The sequence below is a fragment of the Paenibacillus sp. UMB7766-LJ446 genome (genome assembly GCF_030226665.1).
Taxonomy (GTDB): domain Bacteria; phylum Bacillota; class Bacilli; order Paenibacillales; family Paenibacillaceae; genus Paenibacillus; species Paenibacillus vandeheii.
The window spans coordinates 279637-305860 of the sequence record NZ_JASOYM010000004.1; the positions used below are offsets into that span (position 1 = coordinate 279637).

The 26224-nt window shown below is 45.0% G+C and carries 18 protein-coding genes and 1 other annotated feature; of the genes, 17 read left to right on the forward strand and 1 reads right to left on the reverse strand.

The features are described 5' to 3' along the window. Positions 1-71: 71 nt before the first annotated feature. The 12 genes from QP794_RS12355 to QP794_RS12410 all read left to right on the forward strand — a co-directional run bounded on the left by QP794_RS12355 (position 72) and on the right by QP794_RS12410 (position 16646). On the forward strand, positions 72-1058 hold the full coding sequence (locus tag QP794_RS12355) for a glycosyltransferase family 2 protein (protein ID WP_285076882.1): 987 nt from the start codon (positions 72-74) through the stop codon (positions 1056-1058). Continuing rightward, the gene (locus QP794_RS12360) at positions 1051-1488 is read left to right on the forward strand and encodes a GtrA family protein (RefSeq protein WP_285076884.1); all 438 of its coding nucleotides are present in this window, start codon (positions 1051-1053) and stop codon (positions 1486-1488) included. The genes QP794_RS12355 and QP794_RS12360 overlap by 8 nt, the downstream gene beginning before the upstream one ends. Position 1489: 1 nt before the next feature. After that, positions 1490-2362: a UTP--glucose-1-phosphate uridylyltransferase GalU gene (gene galU, locus QP794_RS12365; protein WP_285076886.1), complete on the forward strand. Its 873-nt coding sequence runs from the start codon at positions 1490-1492 to the stop codon at positions 2360-2362. 116 nt (positions 2363-2478) lie between these two features. Continuing rightward, complete coding sequence (locus QP794_RS12370) at positions 2479-3324, forward strand: class I SAM-dependent methyltransferase (RefSeq protein WP_285076888.1); 846 nt, start codon at positions 2479-2481, stop codon at positions 3322-3324. Positions 3325-3400: 76 nt separating this feature from the next. Then, positions 3401-3678: a binding site (T-box leader), on the forward strand. Between the two features lie 116 nt (positions 3679-3794). Further along, positions 3795-4880, forward strand: a complete 1086-nt coding sequence (gene asd, locus QP794_RS12375) for an aspartate-semialdehyde dehydrogenase (protein WP_285076889.1) — start codon at positions 3795-3797, stop codon at positions 4878-4880. A gap of 322 nt (positions 4881-5202) precedes the next feature. Then, a complete protein-coding gene (locus tag QP794_RS12380) occupies positions 5203-5490 on the forward strand; it encodes a hypothetical protein (protein ID WP_285076891.1) in 288 nt (95 codons plus the stop codon). A gap of 294 nt (positions 5491-5784) precedes the next feature. Next, a complete protein-coding gene (locus QP794_RS12385) occupies positions 5785-6657 on the forward strand; it encodes an ABC transporter permease (RefSeq protein WP_285077459.1) in 873 nt (290 codons plus the stop codon). 29 nt (positions 6658-6686) lie between these two features. Beyond that, positions 6687-7574 carry a carbohydrate ABC transporter permease gene (locus QP794_RS12390; protein ID WP_285076893.1) on the forward strand — a complete coding sequence of 296 codons (888 nt, stop codon included), beginning with the start codon at positions 6687-6689 and terminating at the stop codon, positions 7572-7574. A gap of 88 nt (positions 7575-7662) precedes the next feature. Beyond that, positions 7663-9399 (forward strand): extracellular solute-binding protein, encoded by a 1737-nt coding sequence (locus tag QP794_RS12395; RefSeq protein ID WP_285076895.1) that lies wholly within the window; start codon positions 7663-7665, stop codon positions 9397-9399. 85 nt (positions 9400-9484) lie between these two features. Then, the gene (locus QP794_RS12400) at positions 9485-11059 is read left to right on the forward strand and encodes a response regulator transcription factor (protein ID WP_285076897.1); all 1575 of its coding nucleotides are present in this window, start codon (positions 9485-9487) and stop codon (positions 11057-11059) included. A 132-nt stretch (positions 11060-11191) separates the two neighbouring features. Then, the gene (locus tag QP794_RS12405; RefSeq protein ID WP_285076899.1) at positions 11192-12811 is read left to right on the forward strand and encodes a cache domain-containing sensor histidine kinase; all 1620 of its coding nucleotides are present in this window, start codon (positions 11192-11194) and stop codon (positions 12809-12811) included. A gap of 142 nt (positions 12812-12953) precedes the next feature. Next, complete coding sequence (locus QP794_RS12410; protein ID WP_285076901.1) at positions 12954-16646, forward strand: discoidin domain-containing protein; 3693 nt, start codon at positions 12954-12956, stop codon at positions 16644-16646. A gap of 108 nt (positions 16647-16754) precedes the next feature. Here the strand turns inward: QP794_RS12410 and QP794_RS12415 are convergent, their stop codons facing one another. Beyond that, positions 16755-17723 (reverse strand): bile acid:sodium symporter family protein, encoded by a 969-nt coding sequence (locus QP794_RS12415; protein WP_285077462.1) that lies wholly within the window; start codon positions 17721-17723, stop codon positions 16755-16757. 141 nt (positions 17724-17864) lie between these two features. On the opposite strand from QP794_RS12415, the gene QP794_RS12420 reads away from it, so the two are divergent. The 5 genes from QP794_RS12420 to QP794_RS12440 all read left to right on the forward strand — a co-directional run bounded on the left by QP794_RS12420 (position 17865) and on the right by QP794_RS12440 (position 26112). Next, the gene (locus QP794_RS12420) at positions 17865-18335 is read left to right on the forward strand and encodes a DUF6376 family protein (RefSeq protein ID WP_285076903.1); all 471 of its coding nucleotides are present in this window, start codon (positions 17865-17867) and stop codon (positions 18333-18335) included. 353 nt (positions 18336-18688) lie between these two features. Further along, entirely contained in the window at positions 18689-19444 is a 756-nt protein-coding gene (locus QP794_RS12425) for an SDR family NAD(P)-dependent oxidoreductase (RefSeq protein ID WP_285076905.1), read from the forward strand. Between the two features lie 468 nt (positions 19445-19912). Continuing rightward, complete coding sequence (locus QP794_RS12430) at positions 19913-20710, forward strand: sulfite exporter TauE/SafE family protein (protein WP_285076908.1); 798 nt, start codon at positions 19913-19915, stop codon at positions 20708-20710. A 189-nt stretch (positions 20711-20899) separates the two neighbouring features. Beyond that, on the forward strand, positions 20900-23284 hold the full coding sequence (locus QP794_RS12435) for a polyprenyl synthetase family protein (RefSeq protein ID WP_285076910.1): 2385 nt from the start codon (positions 20900-20902) through the stop codon (positions 23282-23284). Between the two features lie 194 nt (positions 23285-23478). After that, complete coding sequence (locus QP794_RS12440) at positions 23479-26112, forward strand: PAS domain S-box protein (protein ID WP_285076912.1); 2634 nt, start codon at positions 23479-23481, stop codon at positions 26110-26112. Positions 26113-26224: the final 112 nt, after the last annotated feature.

A 26224-nucleotide genomic window follows, 5' to 3' on the forward strand; every position in this document is an offset into this window, starting at 1 on the left:
GTGATCCAAGTGATACACGATATGAACTTGAACAATTCGAACGAAAACAACGGAAAAGGGAGGGAACGAACATGGCTCAAAAGTACCGTTACAGCATTATCATTCCAATGTATAACGAAGAAGCGGTGATTGAGGAGACCTATCGGCGTCTGAAAAAAGTCATGGGCAGTACGGGAGAGAGTTACGAGCTGTTGTTTGTCAATGACGGCAGTGTGGACCAAAGTGCACAGATGATCCGTGACTATGCCCGCTGGGATGAAAGTGTGAAGCTGATTGATTTTGCACGCAACTTTGGTCACCAGATTGCGATTACGGCAGGTATGGATTATGCAGCAGGCGATGCAGTCGTCATAATTGATGCGGATCTTCAGGACCCTCCCGAGCTGATATTGGACATGATCGACAAGTGGAAAGAGGGCTACGAGGTTGTCTATGCCCGTCGGACCAGCAGAAGCGGGGAGACCCGCTTCAAGAAATGGTCAGCAAGCCTGTTCTACCGCGTACTGCGAGCGTCGACGGATACGGATATTCCAGTGGATACCGGGGATTTCCGCTTGATGGATCGCAAGGTATGTGATGAGATGAAGCGTCTTCCAGAGAAAAATCGATTTGTTCGCGGATTGGTTAGTTGGGTGGGATTTCGTCAGACAGCCATTGAGTATGAACGGGATGAACGTTTGGCAGGTGAGACCAAATACCCGCTGAAACGCATGTTGAAGCTGAGTCTGGACGGCATTACATCATTCTCACACAAACCGCTCAAGCTTGCGGGATACGTGGGTGCTGTCCTGTCCATCGGCGGCTTCATCTATATGCTAAGTGTCATCGCTTCGGCGATATTTACAGATTCAACGATCAAAGGATGGCCTTCAATGGTCAGCATCATGCTGATCTTTAACGGCTTCATTTTGATCATGCTGGGCATTCTTGGCGAGTATGTTGGCCGAATCTATGATGAAACCAAGGCGCGCCCGCTATACATCGTGAGAGATGTGTATCAGATGGAGAGTCAGTCGGGTCAGTCACGGTTAACGGGTAGAGTTGCTAATCATGACTAATCGTTTGGTCACGCTGTTTAAGTTCGGAATTGTGGGCGTCCTGAATACGGCAGTGGATGGAATGGTGTTTACGTTGCTCGCTGCCGCAGGCACACCAGCTCTGATTGCCCAGGTGATTTCCTACTGCTGCGGGGTCGTAAACAGTTACTGGTGGAATGGCAGGTGGACTTTCCAGGATGCGGGAAGACAGGGCAAAAAAAACGAAATCATGCGTTTTGTAATTACTAATCTCTTGGTTCTGGCGCTATCCTCCCTGATTCTGTACTTCTGCAACAGCACATTAGGTTGGAGCATTGTAATGAGTAAAATACTGGCGACCCTCTCGGGCATGGTTATAAACTATATTGCCAGTCGGTATTGGGTGTTCCGGGCAGATCCTGCTCAAAGGTCTGATTCGTCATCTGATGCTAATGAAAGGAGTGTTTCATGATATGAGAATTAAAAAAGCAGTCATTCCGGCAGCGGGGCTTGGTACCCGATTCTTGCCGGCAACCAAGGCACAACCCAAAGAAATGCTGCCCATTGTGGACAAACCGGCCATTCAATACATTGTGGAAGAAGCGGTACAATCGGGCATTGAAAATATTATCATCGTAACCGGACGTAATAAGAAATCGATTGAGGATCATTTTGACAAATCAGTTGAGTTGGAGCACTCCCTGTATGCCAAAGGCAAGCAAGCACTGCTGGAAGAAGTTCAAGCGATCAGCGAAATGGCCAGCATTCATTTTATCCGTCAAAAAGAGCCGCTTGGATTGGGTCATGCGATTGGATGTGCACGTCAGTTTGTAGGAGACGATCCGTTCGCCGTATTGCTTGGAGATGATATTATGGTATCTGATCCACCGGCGCTCGCACAGATGATTCATTTATATGAAAAAACAGGAAGTCAGATTGTTGGCGTGCGGCAAGTGCAGGCTGCTGATGTGAGTAAATATGGGATTATTGATTCACAGGGGGCAGAGGATCGGGTTCACCGAATCACGAATCTGGTAGAAAAACCTTCCATTGCAGCAGCGCCTTCCCGAACAGCCGTAATGGGGCGCTACATTCTGAAACCTTCCATCTTTCCCATTCTGGATCGAATCGAGAGAGGGGCTGGAGGGGAATATCAGCTAACGGATGCCTTGAAAGAAGTGAGCCAGGTGGAAGAACTGCTGGCCCTTGAGCTGGAGGGACGCCGTTACGATATTGGTGATCAGTTCGGATATATTCAGGCCATTTTGGAGATCGGACTGATGCGTAAGGAATTGCAGCCCATGCTGACTCCATATCTTCAGCAGCTTGCAACACAGTGGGGATAAGACGTGACCTGTGTTAAAGATTAAGGCAAGATTAACAATTTCCAGTATTGTACAATGGTTCCTGTAACGCTACAATGAGCAGGAAGTTCAAGCTGCTCTTTAAGGAGTGAGGAATCATGAGTGAGACGATCATCAGGGATCTGATTAAGTATATGGACGTGGAGGACAACGCTGCTATTCAATACATTCAGACCGAGCACCGGATGCAACTGGGACTCTTTTGGGGAATTCAGAAAGGCAGCCGCGTTCTGGAAATCGGTTGTGGTCAGGGCGATACAACGGCCGTGCTAGCGCATCTGGTGGGGGAGCACGGATACGTTCATGGGGTAGACATTGCACCAGAGAGTTATGGTGCACCGCTAACTGTGGGTGAAGCGGCAGCCAATCTGCGGAAATCTCCGCTAGGTAACCGAATTCGAATGGATTATGATTTCGATATTCTAAGTGAGCAGGCCCAATTTGCCGAGAATGAATTTGATGTGATTGTACTTTCTCATTGTTCATGGTACTTGAAATCTTTTGACGAGCTCGCCCAGATTCTTAGCAAGGTAAGGTCGTGGGGGCATCAGTTATGTTTCGCCGAATGGGATGCACGCGTTACAGATGTGAGCCAGCTCTCGCATTGGTTATCCGTTCTGATTCAGTCCCAGGTCGAATGTTACAAGGAGAACAGCTTCTCCAATGTGCGCACGCTGTTTACACCGGAGGATATCCGAGAGCTTGTCTCTTCGGCAGGCTGGACGATTAAGGAAGAGGTTTCGATCCATTCTCCCGAACTGCAGGACGGTCAATGGGAAACCGAAATGACTTTGGCAGAAGCGCCTATAGAGCTGAAAATGCTTCCGATCCCTGATAAGGTAAGAACACTCCTGCTTTCCGAATTGAAATTACTTAGGTCACATCATGCCGCGGGGCCTGGAAGTCCATTGGGAACGTATACGATTGTTGCCAAAAAGCAGTAAAGAAATGGCCATTTGCAGCAATCCAAAAAAAATGTGTTTACTTCACGATGGTAACTTTGATATTATAATCGCAATATCAAATGCGATGAAGAGATGAGTAGATAAAAAGCATTCTTTCACAGAGAGCTCCGGCAGCTGAAAAGGAGTAAAGAATTTTTTGTTGAATAAAGACTCAGAGCAGCACATCGGAACTGTAAGAATTGAGGGATGGTGTGACAGGAGCTCCTGTTACAGAGCAAGAGTATAAGCGGATGCGCATGAATGAATGCGGTAATCCTTAACTCGAAGAGGCTGGTATGGCGACATATTGGCGAATCTGGGTGGTACCACGAGTGTAACAATCTCGTCCCTGAGACTTTTGTCTTGGGGATGGGATTTTTTGGTTTTCCGGGATGTTGGCTACACGCTTTGGAAATGCCTGAATAGTGTTTAATAAGGAGAAACTCACACCGAAAGGAAATGATGATTTTATGTCAGCAAAATTGAAAGTCGGTATCGTCGGAGGAACGGGGATGGTAGGTCAGCGCTTTGTAGATCTGCTTAATGGACACCCATGGTTTGAAGTAACTGCAATCTCAGCTAGTGCCAACTCGGCAGGCAAAACCTATGAAGAATCCGTACAAGGCAGATGGAAGCTCGCTGTTCCGATTCCGGAAGCAGTGAAAAACATCGTTGTGCAGGATGCTTCCCAAGTGGAAGCTTTTGCGAGCCAGGTTGATTTTATATTCTGTGCTGTAGATATGAAAAAGAATGAAATTCAAGCGCTAGAAGAGGCTTATGCCAAAACGGGAACTCCGGTTGTTTCCAACAACTCGGCTCACCGCTGGACGGCTGATGTGCCAATGGTCATTCCGGAAATTAACCCAGGACATCTGGACGTAATTGAAGCTCAACGCAAACGTCTCGGAACCAAAACCGGATTCATCGCGGTTAAACCGAACTGCTCGATTCAAAGTTATGTGCCTGCACTTCACGCCTTGCGTGAGTTTAATCCAACTCAAGTGGTAGCTTCCACATACCAAGCGATCTCTGGCGCAGGTAAAAACTTTACGGACTGGCCGGAAATGCTGGATAACGTAATTCCATACATCGGTGGCGAGGAAGAGAAGAGTGAACAGGAGCCGCTGCGTATCTGGGGAAGCATTCAAGATAATGAGATTGTAAAAGCGTCCTCACCATTAATTACAACACAATGTATTCGTGTTCCGGTAACCGATGGTCATCTGGCGACCGTATTTGTATCCTTTGAGAAAAAACCATCCAAAGAAGAAATTCTGGATCGTTGGCTGCAATTCAAAGGTCGTCCGCAAGAGCTGGGTCTGCCAAGCGCTCCGAAACAGTTCATTACGTATTTTGAAGAAGAGAACAGACCACAAACGAAACTGGACCGTGACATCGAGCGCGGTATGGGCGTATCAACAGGAAGACTGCGCGAAGACTCCCTGTATGATTACAAGTTTGTAGGACTGTCTCATAACACGTTGCGTGGAGCAGCAGGCGGTGCAGTTCTGATCGCTGAATTGCTCAAAGCTGAAGGATATATTCAGCCGAAATAAACTGGCATTGTGGAAATAGGAGTAGAAGTAATAAAATATGACTGACAGGCTACCCCTTTTAGTAGACGAGAGTAAAGAGACATCTGTGAAGATGAATTTTATTTTTGTTGAACAGAGGGGTATCTTTATGCTTATACAAGCCGCTTTGCTTCGGTATTTGGATAACATCTTGGAGATTCGAGATAAGTTATAAAAAATATATGTCAAAAAACTAATATGGTAAATATTACATTGTAAATTCATGAGATTTCCGGTATTTTTATTAACGGCAAACGTTTCTTCTTAAATTAGAAGTAGATTGTCTTAGCAGGTAGCAATTGAAATGGAGAAGAAAAGAGGAAGAAATACGATGTCAGAAGTTGCTAGTCAAAGAGTACATAAGCCAGGACCACCGCCAGTAAGTTTCGGTAGTTGGATGCTTACAATTTTCCTTATGATGATTCCGCTTGTAAACATAATTATGTTGTTTGTTTGGGCATTTGGAGATTCCAACCCTTCGAAAGCCAATTATGCCAAAGCATCGTTGCTGTGGGCAGCGATCGGAATTGTTGTGTATATTCTTGTGTTCGTACTTATCATAGGAGCTGGAATTTCGCTCTCAGATTACTAGGTTTATGAATATGTAGCTTGATAAAGTTCCATCTCGAACGCCGACAATAATGTCGGCGTTTTTTAATTTGATTTTCCTCATGTTCGTTGATTAGGTACACTTTTCGTTAATTGAAGTTCTATTCCATGAAGAGGATTGGGATTACGATAGAAATATCAAGCGACGAAGTGGGTGAAGAGGTAAATGAAAAAAGTAAATATGTCAGACCACCCACCATTGTTGGGAAAGGGAGTTACGCAGACTGAACCAATTTCAGGGTGGAAGAGGTTTACAGGGCAGTGGGAGTTTCAGGTTATGATCTGGCCTGCTCTGTTATTCTTGCTGATCTTCAGCTATGGACCGATGTGGGGCATTTTCATTGCCTTCCAGGATTACAATTTGTTCGCAGGAATGAAGAATAGTCCGTGGGTAGGATTCATGCATTTTCGCATGTTCTTTGAGTCTCCGGAATTCTGGAGCGTGATGAGAAATACATTTGCCATCAGCTTGCTCAAGCTGTGTATCGGTTTTCCCGCGCCGATCATTTTGGCCCTGATGCTGAACGAAGTCGCAGGCAAGTTCAAACGAGTCGTCCAAACGGTTACTTATGTTCCGCATTTTATGTCATGGATCGTAATCTCTGGGCTGGTATTCTCTATGCTGGCGGTGGATAACGGGGCGGTTAATGAGCTTCTGCTTGCGCTAAATCTGATTAATGAACCCATAAACTGGATGTCCACACCGGAGTATTTCTGGGGAATCCTTGTATCCCTAAATGTTTGGAAAGAGATTGGCTTTGGTTCAATTGTTTATCTTGCGGCCATTATAGGCATTGATCCTGCCCAATATGAATCTGCATCCATCGATGGGGCGAGCCGGTTCCAACAGATTTTTCGGATTACGATCCCGAATATGATGCCGATTATGATGATCTTTCTGATTCTGGGGATCGGTAATATTCTAAATGCCGGTTATGAAGATATTCTCGTACTGACGAAAAACCTGAGCAATGGTATCGTTCTTCCAGTTGCCGATGTGATTGACACCTATGTCTATCAGATGGGGATTGTTAACCAACGATTCTCCTATGCAACCGCGGCAGGATTATTCAAATCGTTATTAAGCGTAACACTTTTGGTCGTAGCGAACACTTTGGCAAGAAAGTTTGGAAAAACAAGCTTGTGGTAAGCCGCGAGTGAAAGAGTGGGAGATAATCTATGAAATTGTCTACAGGAGATCGCATCCTCAAAATCGTGATCTATGCCTTGTTGAGCATGCTGGCATTTGTTACGTTTTATCCGTTCTGGAATTCCCTTGTCTTGTCGTTGAACGTAGGTTCCGATACCTCTTCAGGTGGGGTGACCTTTTGGCCAAGGCAATTCACGTTGGAGAATTATGCGGTTGTATTCCAGGAAAAAAATATTTATAGTGCGTATCTGATCACGATCCTTCGGACGGTAATTGGCACTGTACTTGCACTGCTGTTCACCTCTTTGTTCGGTTATGCGATGTCCAAAAAAGGGATTATGTTCAAGAAGGCGTACATGATTCTTGCCGTGATTACCATGTTCTTCAGTGGGGGAATTATTCCGTACTTTATCCTTGTCTATCATCTTCAATTATATGATACTTTCTTGTTCCTCGTACTTCATGGCATGGTAAACGTGTATAACATGGTCATCTTCCGCACCTTTTTTATGGAGCTTCCGGACGGACTGGAGGAGTCAGCCAAAATGGACGGATGCAGCAATTTCGGTGTCTTCTTTCGAATTGTGCTGCCCGTGTCTGGCCCTGTGATGGCAACCCTTGGACTGTTCACTGCCGTATTTTTGTGGAATGACTGGTTCATTCCGGCCGTGTTCATCAGCAATCAGAATTTGATTCCCCTGCAAACGCTGCTGGTTCAGATTATTAACGCAGGAACGACGGCTTCACTGATGACCAATCTGAACAGTTACGCGCAAAGTATGGTGCAAAATACGGTTACCGTAAAATCCTTGCAGATGGCCACGATGATGGTAGCCACGCTACCTATTCTCATGATCTACCCATTTTTACAGAAATATTTTGTAAAAGGGGTTCTGGTCGGCTCACTTAAAGAGTAGCTGCTCGCAAAATGGTTATGAAGCCTTCTTGTCTGATCGACAGGAAGACGTGTAACATACAACTGTACAAGAGAGGGGTACGGCAAAAATGGAACAAAAACAACAAAAACAACAAAAACAACAAAAACGACGAAAATCACTGCACTGGCTTCACCTTTCGGCACTAAGTGCAGCACTTATGATCAGTGGATGTACCGGAGGCGGAGCGGAGCAAAGTCCTTCTGTTAATGAAAGCGCAAACACAAAGGAACAGATAAATATAAGTGAGGGCGTCTCGCCAAATGCGGAACCAAGATCCAAAATAAGACCCGTCAGCTTCACCCAATTCGTTAATTATGATTGGTACACAGCTCCGACCTGGGAAGAACGACCGCATGGCCAATGGATAACCGATGAGCTTGGAGTGGTAATGGAGCCCGTACAATCCAATGGGGCAGCGGCAACCAAACTGAATTCCATGATCGTTGCCAAAAAACTCCCGGATGCGATTGTACTTGACCGGGGCAAAGATGTCGAACGACTAGTCAGTGCAGGTCAGCTTGTGGCGCTTGACCCCTATTTGGAGAAGTATCCCGAGTTTGTAAAAACAATAGGGGAAGAGACCATTAATATGCTTCGCAGCGCGGACGGTAAATTATATCAAATTCCAAACTGGTTTATTAGTGGGGATAACGGAAACGGCAATGCTGCCTATCTTGTGAATCGTAAAATATACAAAGAATTGGGATCACCTAAGGTGGAAACCTGGAATGAGCTTGAGGCTTATCTGGAACAGGTAAAGGAAAAGTATAACGGCAGTATCGTTCCGATTGATTTTGGCGAAATGCGTGACAGTGAGTCTCAGATGATCAGTATGCTGTATAGCGGAGCAGCGGAAGATCGCACAGGTGGATTTATTTCGCCGGGTTCTGGAGGTGTATTTGGAGTACCGCAGGGAGCGCAGTTAACTTCTATTTATACAGATCCTGCTTTTGAACAAACCGTCATGTTTGCAAGTCGTTTATTCCGCGAAGGATTAACTTCCAAAGATGCCTTTACCCAGACCCGTGATCAAATTCTGGAGAAATTGAAAAATGGTAAGGTGGCTGTATTCAGTGCCTTTGATTCTGTGGTCGAAGGGATTGGGCGTGAAGCGAATAATCATCTTCAAGCTGCCGACCCGGAAGCGGGATATGATGTCATCTGGCCGGTTCATGCCGAGGGTGTGGATAAAAACAAGGTGTATCCAAGTGGATATAATACGCTAGGTTGGAATGTGAATGTCATTACGACGAACGCCAAGGACCCCGAAGCCATTTTTGCTTATATGAACTGGGCTATCAGTGAAGAAGGCCAGCAAGTCCTCTTTTTCGGACCGAAAGGATTGTTCTATGATGAGGTTAAAGATGGCGTCCCGATCCCGAATGAAGCCTATATCAACCGGGACCCGAAGAAATATGACGAAATGAAGATCGGAGAGTTTAACTGGTACGGAAACACAAGTTATGTGGATGTCGCCAAAGCCAAACGGGAAGAGCTTTTGCCGGAAGAAGCGCAAGACTGGACAACCGTTGCACAGTCTACGGTTTCCTTTAAAACGTCCAAAAACATGACTGAATTCTCCAATCTGGACCCCCTTGCAACATCAGAAGAAGGGATTATTCTCCAAAGGTTGAAAGATTATTATAAGCAGGTCATTCCTCGTCTTGTATTTGCCGGAAATGATGAAGAAGTGAAAAGTATTCTTGCTGAGGCTCAGGCTGAATCGGTAAAACTTGGATATGACAAAGTGCTGAATTGGAAGACAGCCAAATGGCAGGAGAATCTTAAAATTATGGGGAAATGATAATAGAACCAAGCCATACGATGTCAAAAAACGGTGGGTGTGCTGAGGCACGCCCTTTTATTCTCTATTAAGGAGTCGAACGATCATGTATAAAGCAGCGTTGGTCGATGACGAAAACTACGATCTGGTTGGTATGCGTGAGCTTATTCCCTGGGACGAACTTAATATTGAGATTGCTTTCATGGGAAATAAACCACTGGCCGCATTGCATTACCTTCAGAATCATGATGTGGATATTCTCGTTACCGATATTAAAATGCCCGTAATGTCTGGCTTGGAGCTTGCCCGAATGGCACTCCAGACACAGCCGGAGCTTAAGATCATATTTATCAGCGGTTATGAGGACTTTGATTATGCGAAACAGGCTATTCATTTGAAAGCGGATGGTTATATTCTGAAACCAGTGGATGACGATGAAATTAAGTCAACTCTGCAAAAAATCGTTCATGTTCTGAAAGAAGAGAGTACCAAGCTGGAGACAAGCAACGGGAACGAGATCCTTGAACATTTTGATTTTGTGAAGCAGGATTTCTTGAAGCATCTAATGGAAGGCAGTATAGATGCGTCTACCCTGCGGTCCTTCACCCGGCTGTATCCGCTTCCCAAACGAACGGAGACAGCTCATGCCGTTATTATAGAAATGGATCATATGCAGCACTTGTTCACAGATGAAGAATATGAACAATGGCATGAGCTGACGTTTCGCCAGATTACGTCCTGGATTGAAACCAAAAATTGGGGGGCGTGGTGTCGTTTGTCTATCGATCGAATTGGCCTCATGTATTCCCACGATGCAGGGGATATAGAAATGAATCTGAATGAACTTATCCATTACATACGCGATCGCTCCCGCTTTACCATTACAGCCAGTTTTGGAAAAAAAACGAGTCGGGTTGCAGAGCTCCCGGTATCCTTTGATGAAGCGCGAAATTTAATCGGATGCAAAATGTTTCTTGGTAAAAATCGGCTTATCTCTCCAGGGGAGGTACATATTCCGCTTGTACGAGATGTACTGGATGTGAATAGTCAGTTGGATCGGCTATTTACGGCAATGTCCACGTATGAGCTCGTCACCATCTGTGATGCCGTCGAGGAGCTGTTTGAGCATGCGAGAGCCTTTTCCGACTCGTCCAAAGTACACCATTTCTCTACCCATGTCCTGTCACGATTGGAAGGATACTTGAATGCAGAGGCACAAGATGATTTTCCTCACTTTGCAAAATGGAAATCGGAAGGATTTGCGACAGTCCAGCAGTTTGACACGGTAGATGATATTAAATCCTGGCTAAGACGAACGGTGTTCGAATGGTCGGAGCATATCTATTTGCGCAAGCAAAAGTCCAATTGGAAGCTCTTCTCCGATATTGAACATTATGTTGGGCAACGTCTGTCACAAGACGTTACTCTCAAGGACCTGGCTGCCCATTTCTCGTATTCCCCGAATCATCTTGGATTTCTGTTCAAGGATAAGGTGGGAAAAACGTTCAGTGATTATGTTGCCGCCCGTCGGCTTGAACATGCCAGACATCTGCTGCAAACCACCAATCTCAAAATTTATGAAATCGCCGATCGGGTAGGTTATCGGAGTCTTACCTATTTCAGTCGATTGTTCAGAGAAACCTTTGGCATGAAGCCCGGCGATTTCAGAAAGCAGAGTTGATGCATGATACAGCACAGCAGTCGACGACGTTTCCTTCCCATTTTATATAAGTTACTCATATCCAATCTCACACTTGTGATTATTCCAATTATAGTGATTGGTTGCTACGCCTATATTTCCTCAGCACGTTCTGTGGAGGAACATACACGTAACAATCTTGAGGTAGCGGTGAGTCAGATTCAGAGCAATGTTGAATACAGAGTTGGAGAGATCATTCGCAGTTCGGATGAAATCTATCAGGATCAGGGCTTATCTACGTTACTTTCGGGCTACTATCTGGACTGGGAGAAGTATCAGATGACAACGCAATATGTGATGCCAAGACTTGAATCGGCTACTAATCTGCCCAAATCCAAGATTAAGCTCTCCCTGTATTTACATGCACCTACTATCAGTGAATTTTACTACAATGAAACGGAGCAGTCGCTAATCGCCGGAGAAAGACAATATGAAATTCTGCATACCCGTCGGATTCTGGATAAGGGGTGGTATCAGAATCTGCGTATCGGTTACGACGAAATGAAATGGCAGCAAATCGAAAACGATGCCGAATACGGATATATCTCTTTGTTAAGACATGCCATTAATTATGAAACGTTTCAGTCCATTGGACTTGTACGAGTTTCAGTGAAGTTAAAAGATATTTTTGAAGATGTTGACTTCAATCAGTTAGGGGAAGGGACAAAGTTGTTTGTTCTCGATCAGGATGAGCAACTCCTCTATTCGAGTTCGCCTGGCGGTTCCTTGCCATATACTGTCGAAGAATTGAATGAATCCCGTGATTATCTGAAAATCGCCAAACCGATTCACAATATTCCTGTTCAGATCGTTGCGCTAGTCCCGAATGCATCCTTTAAGGACAATTCTCAAAAAGTCCGGAATGTGACCATCATCATATGCGTCATCAGCATTCTTGTTATGACCCTTGTCAGTTTCGTTATGGCACGTATGTTCTCCAGCCGCCTCTCCAAACTGGTAGTATCCCTTGAAGCTTTCAAAGAAGGGGAGTTGCAAAGAAGAATTCAATATTCGGGCAATGATGAGTTTGCCATTATTGCAGAATCCTTTAACGAAATGGCCTCAACCACTGAGCAACTGATTGATGAAGTCTATACGAGCAAGCTGGAGAAGAAGGAAGCAGAGCTGCAAATTTTACATTCCAAAATCAATCCTCACTTTTTATACAATACGTTCTCGTCCATTAGCCGCATGGCAAAGCTTGGGGAGATTGATAAGCTGCATGAGATGATTCGGGCTCTGGCGAAGTTTTATCGTCTTACTTTAAACAAGGGAGAAATGCTGATTCAAGTCGATAAAGAGCTGCAAATTGTAAGAACCTATCTTGATATTCAAAATATTAAATATGCAGAACGCATCCATTATCAGTTGGAGGCTGAGCCGGAAACATTGGCTCTGGAGACGGTTAAATTCATTCTGCAGCCTTTTGTAGAAAACGTGCTGGAACATGCCTGGTATGACGATGAGATCAAGATTCATATTGTGGTGAAGAAGCAGGCAGAACATGTACACATTGAGGTTCGCGACAATGGACTTGGGATGAAGCAGGAGATTATAGACGCGATTTTCACCGAAGGGGCAGGCGGAATAGGCTATGGGATTCGTAACGTGGACCAGCGAATCAAACTTCATTATGGCAAGGACTATGGCGTGAGCATTCGTAGTGAAGTGGGAACAGGTACGGTAGTTACGGTTGTTTTTCCGGTAAAGTCTCCATCTTCCAGGCAGGAGTAGTTCGGTGCAAAGTTACACTTATCGTTGCTGGGTACAGTATTTTTGTAAGCGTGACCAAATTAAAATAAGTAGGAGCCGATACAGCTTAACATTCTACATCATGACTTCGGTACCATCACCCATGAAGGGGGTATTTTAAGACATGGCATCAAGAAGCAAAAGAAGAGCATTTGCTGGGAAGGGATTGGCACTTGCATTGATCGCTGCATTATTTACCACCATGTTTCCGGGCTTTGTCCCATCCAAAGCTCAGGCTGAGCCTGCATCTTATCTATTGTCTAGCAATCGACCAGCTTACGCTTCATCAACTGAAGGGAATAATACGGCGAATCTCGCCGTTGACGGTTCAAGCGGAACGAGATGGTCGAGTGCCTGGGGCAAAGATCCGCAGTGGCTGTATGTAGATCTGGGTGACACTGCTACGATTGACAAAGTACGCATTGAATGGGAGGGAGCATACGCCAAATCATATCAGATTCAGGTGTCAACCGATGAAGTGAACTGGACAGACATCTACAATACGGTAACAGGCAATGGTGGGACCGACGAGCTTACCGTTAATGGAAGTGGCCGCTATGTGCGTGTATTAGGGACAGAAAGAGCCCTCACGAATTATGGTTACTCCATCCTCGAATTTGAAGTGTTCGGCATCGGTGGCACGGGTGTACCTCCTGTTACATATGGACCGGATGTAGCGAAGGGCAAGAAGGTTACCGTCTCTTCCTATGAACAATCCGATTATCTGCCCCCAGGGGCAACACTTCCGGAGAATGCAGTCGATGGAAATTCCTCTACCCGATGGGGTTCAAATCATACGGATGACGAATGGATCTATGTGGATTTGGGCAGTAAGCGGAATATTGGAAGAGTGGTTTTGAACTGGGAAGGGGCGGCAGGGCGAGCATTTGACCTACAGGTCTCCGATGATGCCAATACCTGGACCACCGTGTACCGGGAGCTGCATGGCAGTGGAGGAAAGCAGGACATTTCGATGTATGCTTCCGGACGTTATGTCAAAATGCAAGGCATCGGAAGGGCGACCAATTTTGGCTACTCCCTGTTTGATTTTGAAGTATACGACTATGTAGACGGAACACCGAAGCCATCCTATCCTATTCCTGATTTGCCGAATCCCAGCACCGTCCAGGTAGGAAAGGGCAGTTATTTGACGAATGACATCCGTATGCCTCAGCCCAAATACCCGACGTATAAAACGGATAACGTTCAGGCACCTATCGCGTCTAATGATTGGTGGCAGTCCCTGCTTATTAAGCCGCTCAGTGATTCCATAATTACACTGCCACTCAAATCCAAGTTCTACCCCCAGGGGCTCGGCCTATTGAACCCAGGAGAAGGATGGATTAATGGAAATGGGAGTGCAGTGAACGCAGATGGTAACCCGGACCTGTATTTTATGTCCACCAATATTAATGCCAAGAATATGGAAACCCGTGTCAGCGGGTACAGTGACTATGCGGTTGATACCATTCTCAGTGATGATGAATCGGCGAAAATGAAAACGACCTTCGTAAAGGGGTCCCCTTACGTATTTATGGAATTCAATAATCCCAATACAGCCGAAATCTTTTCTTCGCTCATCACCAAAGTCGTGAATGGAAATGGAGAGCCGATACTGCAATCGGATGGTGATACCTTTACAGGTGATCATATTGGCATTCAGTTGGAGAATCAAAGCGGCGATCCGGCAGGCGAAAAAGAGGATCGCTATTATGGAATTTTTGCGCCGGAAGGAACGGTATTCAAAAAAGCAGGAGCCAAGATCAAACTCCAGCTCGGAGGCGGAAAAGGTTATCTATCCGCAGCTACAATGCCGTCTTTAACGGATCTGAACCAATTCCATCAACATGCCTATGCTTTTGTAACAAATACAGAGGTTTCCTACACCTATGACGAGCAGACGTCTACAGTTACCACCAACTTCAAAGCCGAGACAGCCGTGAAACGTGCAGGATTTTCAGCGGACACATTGCAGGCACTGTACCCACACCAATGGAAAATCACGAAATCTCCGCTTACTTCTCTCACCTATCCGTCCATACGTGGTACGTTGAAAGTGCGGGAGGGAAACCAGTTTACAGTGGAGGATCATTTCTACGGCATGGTTCCCCAGTTTACGGAGCCAACCAATCCGGAATACAACCGAGCAGAGATGGTGAGCTATCTGGAAACGCTCAAAACAGAAACGGACAATAATCTGATGGCTGCCGACGCATACTGGCAGGGCAAAAAACTGCATCCTCTTGCCATGGGTGTACTTGCAGCAAATGAAATGGGCGAGACCGGTTATCGTGACCTGTTCCTTTCCCGGATAAAAGCAATTCTGGTCGATTGGTACATGTACACGGAAGGGGAACCCGACTATTTCCTCTATTACAATGACGATTGGGGAACGATGTACTACAAGACGAGTGAGTTTGGCGCAAACTATGGAATTACCGATCATCATTTCACTTATGGGTATTATGTCTTTGCATCAGCGGTACTGGCTACCTTTGATACACAGTTCCGGGCAGATTATGGCGATATGGTGGATCATCTCATTCGGGATTATGGCAATCCGTCCAAGAACGATCCATTATATCCTTCCTTCCGCAGCTTTGATCCTTATCAGGGCCATTCCTGGGCTGGAGGGTATGCAGACAATGATAGTGGCAATAATCAGGAAGCCGCAGGCGAGTCTCTTTTTGGCTGGGTAGGACAATATATGTGGAGCTTGTTAACCAAGGATCAGGATTTCCGGGATGCAGCGATTTACGGATTTACAACTGAACTGAAAGCAATCGAACAATATTGGTTCAACTATGATGGAGATAACTGGCTCGATGAGTGGAAACATGCTTCTGTTGGGCAAGTCTATGGAAGTTCGTACTTCTTTGGTACGTTCTTCAGCGGTGAGCCGATTCATATTTATGGTATCCACTGGCTTCCTACCAGTGAATACTTGACCAGTTATGGTTTGGACAAAACAAAAGCAGCAGGGTTGTACAACGGATTCGTTGCCGACAACGGAGGGCCGGAACAAGAATGGCAGCATATTGTATGGCCTATTCAGGCGTTAAGTGATCCGGCAGCAGTACTTGCCAAGTGGAGTGCTTCATCCATGCAGAAAAATGAAATTTTCAACACGTACTGGTTCGTAAATAGTATGGCTACGCTTGGTGAACGTACGAAAGACATTTGGGCCACCGGATGGAGCAGTGCAACCGTCTACAAGAAAAATGGTACGTATACTGCACAGATCTGGAACCCGACAGATGAGAGTGTAACCGTCACTTTCAGAAATGCATCCGGTATCACAGGAAAAGCGGTTGTTGGGCCAAAATCACTGGTTAGTGTCAATCCAACCCAAAATACCGAAGTTTCTGATTCATGGATTCCATGGAATGGAGAAAACGGAGAAAATGAAGGTGGGGGAGGAGACACGAATGTCAATTTGGCTGCTAACAAAAATGTGACCGTTTCTTCAACGGAGGAGCCTTTTGTTGGCAAGAATGCGGTCGATGGAAATCCCGAGACACGTTGGAGTTCCGGATTTGGTGATACGCCGGAGTGGATTACGATTGATCTGGGAGAAGTTAAGCAATTGAAACGCATTAAGCTGAATTGGGAAGCAGCCTATGCTACCGCCTATCGTATTGACGTATCGGATGATGGTGCCATCTGGAAGGAACTGTATCATACGCAAGAGGGCAAAGGTGGCTTGGAAGAACTGGCGGTGAACGGAAAAGGTAAATACGTACGACTTACGGGTGAGAAACGAGCCACCCAATATGGATATTCACTCTACGAAGTGGAAGTATACGGGATAGATTAGAGGTTCATAATCGGCTAAACAGAGGAAGAGCAGATCAGAATATTCTGATCTGCTCTTTCCTATTAATGGAATACTTATAATGAAACGGTATGATTGGCAGATTCGCGGTCAGGCTGCAGAGGTCTTATCAGCATTGTGAAGAGTCTGCGAGTGGCGGCCAAGCAGGTATCCTGCAAGCGAGGCCAACATCTGCTGAAATACCATGCCGAGTACAACCGGGACGGCAACCGGCGGAGGGAAATAGGACACGGCAAGCACCGCTCCTGCACTAATATTGCGCATGCCTCCGTTGAACACAAGCGCGACCTGATCAGCTTCATTCCAACCGAGCAATCGGGCAATGAAGTAACTCAGTGCATAGCCAAACGACGCGAGGAAAATGATGATGGCTGCGAGACCGGCCAATCGCCAATTAAAGTCAGCCAAATAGGGAGCAACAACAGAGCCATTGATCGCGACAACAGCCGCCATGAACAATTTGGAGAACGGATTCAGCCTTGGTCCCCAGACCGGGACAATTCCACCCTTGGTCCACTCATTCAGCAGCATACCGAGCAAGGAGGGGACAACGATCATCCAGAACAGACTGCTCATCATTGCTGCCATATCGAGTGTGACACTGGTTCCGATCAGGAGAGACAATATCCCGGGTACAACAAAAGGAGCAAGCATCGTGTCAATCAGGATAATTGAAAGCGTCAGAGCGATATTGCCCCGATAGATACTGACCCAGATAAAGCTGCTTACACCAGTCGGAATAACTGCGGCGAGAACAAGGCCCGTTATCGTGTAGGCATCCGTTGGGAATACCAGGTGACCCATGCCCAGAGCAATCAAAGGCATCGCCAAATGCAAAATAAACAGGCAAACAAACAGTGGAAAAGGCTTCTTCAGCACGTTCACAAAATCCCGTATCCCGAGGCTGATGCTTCCGGCAAACGTCATGAAAGCAAAAAGCCATGGTGACAAAAAGGTATAAGAAGAAAGAAGACTCCCGCAAAGAACGCCAATAATAATGCTGATTGGGGTAATCAGTGGCATGATGCGGTTCAAGCGTACATTTAAGGCCTGAAGCATATTCATGACATCCCTTTACCGTGTGATTCCTTTATTATACATGTTAATAAAGCTGAATGCAGACCCATTTGCAATGAAGTACACCGAACAGTTATGATGGATTTTGGAGGAGTACTCCAATTTTGAGTAGGGGGGATGATTGTGATTAAATGGAAAAGAAAGCAAGCTTGGATAATGACAGGCCTCATTGCGTCAAGTATTCTAGTGATCTCGGCCTGTTCCGTTGTGGAACAAGCGAATCAGAGTTTGAATTACGTAAGTGGGGCTACTGATTATATAGAGCAAGTATCAAGCGCTGGTACAGAATTGCAGCAACTCGCTTCAGGAGCAGTGAACAATCCGGAAGTGACCACTCAGGTTCAGGAGAAAATCGATCAGATTCAGGCGGAAGCAAGTGAATTCTCTCAGCTCACAGCACCAGCCATAGGTGAAAGCATTCATGAGAATCTGGTTAGTTATAATAATCAATTAACCGAAGTTGTGGGTCAATTCGAGAATACAATTGCACAGCACGGTTTTACAGCCGAAAACTGGGAGAAGACAGGAATTCCTGAACTGATCTCCAATATCAATGGTTTAAAAGATCCGTTAAGCGGGCTTGGAAATAATTGAAGAATTGAACCAGCAGTTACAGGTGTAGTTATATTCATTTGTAAGCGATAGCTGGATTATCCTAATAAATTGCATCATCTTAATAAATAAGGACGTTATACCGAAGTGTTTTTACCTCTCGGGAATATCGTCCTTTTTCGTTTTTTTTATAAATAAGGTGAAAAGTAGCAAGACTAGGTAATGCATTTACAGGATGGATATGAATTTTTTGCACATAATGATGTGAAGTCGCTCCCTTGTTTGACAACGGTGTGACATCGGCGTATGATGAGCTTTTATGAATAAAATATAGTTACTTACTTTAGTTCTGGAGACTGCACCAAAATATGTTCTTATCAAAGGAGACCTGCGTTATGTCTGAACAAGATGGAAAAGTAATCATTATTACGGGCGGAGCGAGTGGGATTGGTAAAGAAACAGCTCTTCAACTTTCGGCACAAGGCGCGACGATTGTTGTGGCGGATTATAATGAAGAGGGTGCGAAGAAGCTTGCTGCCGAGATTGAAGCAGCTGGTGGCACAGCCGGGGCATATAAAGTGGACGTGTCCAAAGGGGACGAGATCAAGGCCCTGATCGACTGGACTGTAGAGAAATACGGAACATTGAACGGTATTTTCAACAACGCTGGCATTGGACTTGTGAAGCCATTTCTGGAGATGGACCCGGAATCCTATCACAGAGTAATTGATGTTGACCAACACAGTGTGTATTACGGCATGTTTTATGGTGCGAAGAAAATGGTTGAACTGAATGTACAAGGGACCATTGTTAATACAGCATCGATCTATGGCAGCATTGCTGCTGTGGGAAGCTTTAACTACAATGCAGCCAAGGCAGCTGTCGTGATGATGTCCAAATCCGGTGCACTGGAACTTGCCGAGCATGGCATTCGTGTGGTCGGTGTAGCTCCAGGCTTCATTGAGACCCCGATTCTGGGAGATGACAGAGCGATGAAGGATGCACTTGCCACCCAACATATGCGCGGAGAGCTCATTCAACCTGAGAAAGTTGCAAGTGTTGTTGCCTTCCTGTTCAGTGACGCTGCCAGTGCAGTGAATGGTACAACGGTTGCGGTAGATGATGGATTCCTCAGCTTCAAAACAAAATAAGATATACGGTATAAAGGCAGTCCGTATCCGAAAAATATAAGGGAAAACGGTGCAGCAACGAATAAATCGTTCTGCACCGTTTTTTATATCCCATATAAGACGAATGTTTATTATGAAAATAATTCTATATAGTCATCCCGGTAGTTCAGAGATCATGATACAATAAGCAGGCATGTGCTTTTATCATTTTGTGGTGTCATAGACAATACGCACACCGAGAGAGCCATAGCTCTCTTCTTTGTAGTGACATTGGGAGCATGTTTTTGTAGCGCATAACGCATCACTGTGAACTTGTAATTTTTCGTTGCATAGCGGGCATTTATTTTCAAAAAGAGTCTTCAACACGTTAAACATGCTTAATCACTCATTTCGGATTAATTTACTTGGTTTTTATTATAGCCGAATATTTTATCCGCGTATACTGTTTTTTTGCATCATTTTTACACCGCAAGAAAGGAAGAAAAACCGATGGATACTCTGCTTTTTATCATCATGTTTATACTGGGTCTGGTCGGTTCCTTCTTCTCCGGTTTGTTGGGTATTGGTGGAGCCATAATTAATTACCCGTTGTTATTGTACGTACCTTCTCTTATGGGACTGGAGCCGTTCTCGGCACACGAGGTATCGTCAATCAGCATGTTTCAGGTGTTTTTTGCCTCACTTGCTGGTGTGATCGCCTACATCAGGAGAACAGGGAGTGGGAAAAAGAGCGACGCTCTCATTCATAAAGGTCTGGTGGCTTATATGGGCTCCAGTATTCTTGTCGGGAGTCTGATCGGCGGATTCATATCCGGTCATCTGAATGGAGAAGTTATTAATCTGATCTACGGCATTCTGGCCATTATTGCCATTGTGCTCATGCTGATTCCTGGTAAGGGAACAGAGGACTCGGGTGGATCATTAGTGTTTAACACGTATGTTGCGGCAGGATCGGCTCTTGCTGTTGGGATCGTCTCAGGAATTGTCGGTGCAGGCGGAGCTTTTATATTAATTCCAATCATGCTTACTGTACTTAAGATCCCTACCCGGACGACCATAGCTTCTTCGTTGGCGATCGTGTTCATCTCTGCGATCGGTGGAGTGCTGGGTAAGGTTCTGGGTGGAGACATCCCGCTGGAGCCCATCATTTATACGGTAATCGGGAGTCTGCTTGGCGCTTCAATCGGTTCCAAAGTCAGTTCGATGATTAATGTGAGACTGCTTCGGTATGGACTGATGATTCTTATCGCCATTACAGCAGTGAAGGTGTGGTCTTCCATTTTGTAAAACGACATAGGATTAAAGCGTCCATGACGATTTCGTAACCAAACGGATGGAATGCCGTATAAAGGTTATGAACATGAGCTGGCGAATTTGTTGCAGCATGAATTCAAATCAGTTTTCGTCCATGGAGCACCCTCAAACTCCTTTCATGGATACATGTTTAACATTATTAGAAGTTGAGGTATCCATCCTATGAATAACGTACTTACAGAACAGGCTGATGCAGGATATCGGCTGGCCGAACAGAAGGCAGCTCAATATTTTAATTCTCTTCATGAACAACTTTTGGATAACACCTATACTACTGCGCTTACGCAAGATATTTACTTGTGGCAAAAAAAGCATGTTCAACCATTTTCCTGGTTATCTTTTTTATTACCGAGTCAAAAGAAGCCGGATTCCCGGGATGCTCATAGATATATCCATTGGCTGAATGTTACAGGCAAACTGGATGATTACCTGGATCGAAGTATTTCTTACATTTATATGCGAGATCTGGGCAAAGCACTGGATTCCCCCGATACGCAAGAGCGTATTCAGCGGATGGCTCAGGATACCAAAGCATACTTTATGCGTTCAAATACAATTCATCGCAAGGAAAGCTCGGATTATATCAGTCTGGCCGCCTTGTACCGCTGGGCTCAGAAGGAGAACGTGGAAACAGCCGTCATCTGGGTAATCAGCAAATTAAAGCAGGTCGCTTCCAATATTCCCAAAGAACTGGACGCTGAACAGGCACAGCGCAAGCTGCTTAAGATTATCCTGGGCGTGGTTCTGCATGTGAACGATGATATGCATGATGAGACTCCCCAGGCAGAACGTTCCCAGAGGCTGGACGCTGCAATTCGGCTTGGTTATTCTTACGGACTGACCTATCCGTTTATTGATGACCTGCTAGATTCGCAGGCGTTAACTGAACAAGAGAAGGAGCAGTATTCTCTCTTGATTCGAAATGCGCTTCTCACCGGGATCGTGCCAGATATCGGCGAATGGAAGGGAGCCAGCCTCAAAGTCATTCAATATGTTCATGCCGAGCTGAGGGAGGCGTTCGAGTATATTAAAAACTACCAGCGCGCTGAAACACAGCATACGTTCTTCGAGCAATCCTATGTATTCTTTCAGTCCCAGGAAGTAGACCGGGCCAAAAAACTGTCGAACGCAAATTATTCCAATGAAGAACTTTATATCCCGATTATTATTAAATCCTCATCCTCCAGACTTATTGTTCGCTCCGTGCTCAGTGCATCGGCTGATGAAGGTTTTGATTTGCGGACGTTCTACTATGGCATATATAATCAGCTTGCAGACGATTTTGCTGATATGTTTGCTGATATGGAGGAGGGGGCAGTAACCCCATATACCTACTATCTGAAGTACCGTGATCTGCGACCCGATCTGATTAATCCATACGAACTTTACTGGGCGGTTATCTCTTATCTGATTCATGAGGTGTACCATTCGGATGCGAAGACACGTGAGGTCATACTGGATCGTGCGATTAATGGTCTTAAGCGTTGTAAAGAACGATTGGGTCAAGATCAATATAACGAAGTGATGATGATCTTTGCCTCAGGACAACCGGAATTTAATCACCTAATTCAGCAAATGGTGCGAAAAGCCGATGATGTGGATTTCCTGGATAAATTGCTGCGGGATCAGGTCATCATGCAATTGCAGAATGACAAGCAGGAAAAACAGGATTTTCTGGATACGATTCGCACAGTTCGTGAACAGATCAATATTGAATTGCAGATTTCCAAGCCGAGCGGACTTCCAGAGATGAAAGGGACACTAATTGATGCAGCAAATTACAGTCTGCAGGGAGATGGGAAGCGGCTAAGACCGATCCTGACCTGGGTGATGGGAGTGCGTGAATATGGACTGCATGAATCTTCTATCCTCCCTCTTCTTAGATCACTGGAATACATGCATACCGCATCACTGATCTTTGATGATCTGCCGACTCAGGATAATGCTTCAACGCGGCGAGGCCGCTCTACTTTACATCAGGTACACAACAGCGCAACAGCTGAATTGACAGGTTTATATCTTATCCAAAAAGCCATTGGCGAGCAATCCTCCCTCAAACAGTTTGACGCCGCTACCGTGCTTACCCTGATTCAATATTCGGCTCAAAAAGCAGAAGATATGTGTATGGGACAGGCGATGGATCTGAACGCCAAAGGAAAAGCGCTGACACTGGAACAATTGAACATGATCTGTTTCTACAAAACAGGCATTGCTTTCGAGGCTGCACTTGTGATGCCTGCCATTCTGGCTCAGGTGAAGGAAGTGGAGATTGCATCTCTGAAGAAGTTTGCCTATCATGCGGGTATCGCCTTTCAAATTAAGGATGACCTGTTGGATTTGGAAGGAGATCATCGGGTACTCGGTAAGCCGGCAGGTCAGGATGTGCGCAACAACAGCTCCACCTTTGTATCTATTTTGGGTGAAGATGGCGCGAAGAAAGAGATGTGGGAGCACTACTGTCTGGCAACCGATGCACTGAACGAAATGCCAAAACCGATTTCTTTTCTGAGGCATCTGTTGGATTACATTATTGGCCGGGAGCGGTGAGATCTTTCCTGATCCATCCTGTACTCAGCATGGATTATATAAGTTAAAACAAAGATGCCTGGATTCCTTACGGATTGAATCCAGGTCTTGTTTTGCGTTCCCGACACAAACAATTAGAAAATGAGATGTTTCAACAATGAAAAAATCGGGTACTAAGCAAATATTGCGTATATACAACAAAAGGAGAGCTTAAGATGCAGGTTCAAAAGGTCGATCATCACGAATTGTTTGAGCAGATTTATAATCAAGCACCTATTGGGATTGCACTTGTTGCTCCAACAGGACAGTGGATGAAAGTGAATCCTGCTTTATGCAGAATGCTGGGTTATACTGCTCAAGAGTTAATCCTACTTGATTACCAGGAGATCACCCATCCCGATGATGTTGCACAGGATCTGATATACGTGCGTGAACTCTGTAAAGGTGAACTGAAAGAGTACAGATACGAAAAGCGTTATATTCAGAAAAATGGAGAAATTATATGGATATCATTGCATATATCTTTGGCTCGGAACGAGGTTAGCGGTGAACCGCTGTATTTTATTTGCCACGTTGTAGATATTACGGATCATAAAACAACCGAACAAAAGCTGCTTCAAACGGAAGAAATGTTCAAACTTATTTCCGATAATGCACAGGAAATCATCTATATCGCCACCTTTGATGGTGTTTGTCGCTATTGTTCTCCTTCCATTTATAATTTGCTTGGGTATTCGCCAGAAGAAGTGATTGGCAATAACAATACAGCAGTTTTCCATCCTCAGGATCTAGGAGGTACCTCACAGATCGATTTGAGCACAGGTCATATGTTGAATATGCAGGCTCGCCATAAAGATGGACATTGTGTTTGGTTTGAAACCACATATAAGATAATTGGAGACCCTGGGCAAGAGCAACAAATTCTTGCCATTGGTCGGGATATATCGGAGAGAAAGAAACATGAGGAAATTAGCGCAGAAGCAGAACGGATCGCCATGATCGGCAGTTGGGAGTGGAACATGATTAATGACCATGTTTCCATGTCCAACCAGATATTTGAGATTTTTGAAATAGATCATAAGAAACGGTATAAAGCCAGCGATATCTTTGCACTCATGGAGCCGACAGAGGAGCAGCGGTTGAAGGCATGTATCGAATCGGTGAAAACGGGCGAACCGCTTGATTATGAATATCGGCATCTGGGTTCAGATGGTAAAGAAAAGTATCTTCATCTGCGAGGGTTAATTACCTTTGATGAGAATCAACAACCAGTACAGTTGAACGGTACGTTGCAGGATATTACGGAGCGTAAGCTTGTCGAATTCAAACTACAGGAATCGGTGGAACGTTATACATCACTCAAAAAATATAATCATGATGCCATCATTTCTTTTGACATGAACGGCAATATCATAAATGCCAACCCGGTAGCAATGAAGATGACTGGGTGCCCGGTTGCGGAAATGATCGGAACAAGCATATGCAGGTTTATCGGAATGTATCATCTCGGACTTATTCTCAATAGCCAGTATGAGATGGCTGAGAAAGAAATCAATGCCATTCAACACTTAGATGGTTCTGAGACAGAAGTATTAGCAACGCTTGCGCCCATCATTATTAATGAAAAAAACGTGGGCTTCTATCTGATTGCGAAGGATATTACGGAACAGAAGAAGCTTCTTGTAGCCAAAGAGACTGCCGAACGAATGAATAAGGCAAAAAGTGAATTTTTGGCAATGATGAGCCATGAGATCCGTACCCCCATGAATGGAGTGATTGGGATGACGGATTTGCTTCTGGATACGCCTGGACTTAGCGGAGAGCAAAAGGAATACATCGAAATCATCCAAAAGAGTGGGGATTCACTGCTTGCGATTATCAATGATATTCTCGACTTCTCCAAAATAGAGTCGGGTAAAACCGATCTGGTGGATGAACCCTTCGATCTTAAGGAAATTGTGACGGAGACGGTTAATATCGTAACGCCAATGATTCGGGAGAAGCAGTTGCATCTTCATCTAAGCCTCGATGACGCCATTCCTCTTCCCGTGTATGGGGATGCTTACCGTCTAAAACAAGTCCTGACCAACATCATCGGCAATGCCGTGAAGTTCACCCCGGAAGGCAGTGTTGAAATCGAGGTAAAGGTTATCGGACAAGAATATAATGACGTTCAATTTCAGTTTAAAGTGAAGGATACAGGGATTGGAATTCCAGTCGAGAAAAGAGAGCATTTATTCGAGGCCTTCTACCAATTGGAGAATTTCATGACGCGCAAGCCTCAAGGTACTGGACTTGGACTGGCGATCAGCAAGAAGCTTGTAGAGCTTATGCAGGGAGATATCTGGATTGAAGAGTCCGATGATCCGGGAACTACATTTATTTTTACAGCTTCGTTTAAAGTCAGCAACATGGAGGAGTTCAACAGATATGATCTAGAACAGCAAAAGATTAAAACAGATCAATTGCGAATTCTGATTGCGGAGGACAATGAGGTGAACCAGCTTGTTCTGCGCCGGATGATTGAGAAGAAAGGGCATTTTGTGGATTATGTGGTGAACGGGATAGAGGCAGTGGAGGCGGTCAAACGAAGTGTGTACGATATTATTTTTATGGATGTGCACATGCCTCGACTGAACGGATTTGAAGCGACCAAAGTGATTAAGGAATTACTTCCAGAGTCATCCCCTTATATTGTTGCAGTTACTGCGAACGCAGTTAGAGGGGATATGGACAAATGTCTGAAGGCCGGAATGGATGCGTATGTAAGCAAACCAATTAAAAGTGAATCCATTATGCAAGTGATGGAGGAGTTTTACAAAACAAAGAAACAAAAGAATCGTTTATGATTTGCAAACGAACATGACAATGGAGAATATATAGAATGTACCATTACTGACATGGCCCTGGTTTAAGATTTCTTTAGGTGTATGAACGGATTACCTATTGTTTGGCAAAAGA

What these genes read in the sequence shown, in the direction of transcription:
- QP794_RS12415 (WP_285077462.1), bottom strand. Translation starts at nt 17,723, where the DNA reads ATGCTTCAGGCCTTAAATGTACGCTTGAACCGCATCATGCCACTGATT.
- QP794_RS12440 (WP_285076912.1), top strand. Translation starts at nt 23,479, where the DNA reads ATGCAGGTTCAAAAGGTCGATCATCACGAATTGTTTGAGCAGATTTAT.
- QP794_RS12410 (WP_285076901.1), top strand. Translation starts at nt 12,954, where the DNA reads ATGGCATCAAGAAGCAAAAGAAGAGCATTTGCTGGGAAGGGATTGGCA.
- QP794_RS12385 (WP_285077459.1), top strand. Translation starts at nt 5,785, where the DNA reads ATGATCTGGCCTGCTCTGTTATTCTTGCTGATCTTCAGCTATGGACCG.
- QP794_RS12370 (WP_285076888.1), top strand. Translation starts at nt 2,479, where the DNA reads ATGAGTGAGACGATCATCAGGGATCTGATTAAGTATATGGACGTGGAG.
- QP794_RS12360 (WP_285076884.1), top strand. Translation starts at nt 1,051, where the DNA reads ATGACTAATCGTTTGGTCACGCTGTTTAAGTTCGGAATTGTGGGCGTC.
- QP794_RS12355 (WP_285076882.1), top strand. Translation starts at nt 72, where the DNA reads ATGGCTCAAAAGTACCGTTACAGCATTATCATTCCAATGTATAACGAA.
- asd (WP_285076889.1), top strand. Translation starts at nt 3,795, where the DNA reads ATGTCAGCAAAATTGAAAGTCGGTATCGTCGGAGGAACGGGGATGGTA.
- QP794_RS12435 (WP_285076910.1), top strand. Translation starts at nt 20,900, where the DNA reads ATGAATAACGTACTTACAGAACAGGCTGATGCAGGATATCGGCTGGCC.
- galU (WP_285076886.1), top strand. Translation starts at nt 1,490, where the DNA reads ATGAGAATTAAAAAAGCAGTCATTCCGGCAGCGGGGCTTGGTACCCGA.
- QP794_RS12430 (WP_285076908.1), top strand. Translation starts at nt 19,913, where the DNA reads ATGGATACTCTGCTTTTTATCATCATGTTTATACTGGGTCTGGTCGGT.
- QP794_RS12425 (WP_285076905.1), top strand. Translation starts at nt 18,689, where the DNA reads ATGTCTGAACAAGATGGAAAAGTAATCATTATTACGGGCGGAGCGAGT.
- QP794_RS12395 (WP_285076895.1), top strand. Translation starts at nt 7,663, where the DNA reads ATGGAACAAAAACAACAAAAACAACAAAAACAACAAAAACGACGAAAA.
- QP794_RS12400 (WP_285076897.1), top strand. Translation starts at nt 9,485, where the DNA reads ATGTATAAAGCAGCGTTGGTCGATGACGAAAACTACGATCTGGTTGGT.
- QP794_RS12390 (WP_285076893.1), top strand. Translation starts at nt 6,687, where the DNA reads ATGAAATTGTCTACAGGAGATCGCATCCTCAAAATCGTGATCTATGCC.
- QP794_RS12380 (WP_285076891.1), top strand. Translation starts at nt 5,203, where the DNA reads ATGGAGAAGAAAAGAGGAAGAAATACGATGTCAGAAGTTGCTAGTCAA.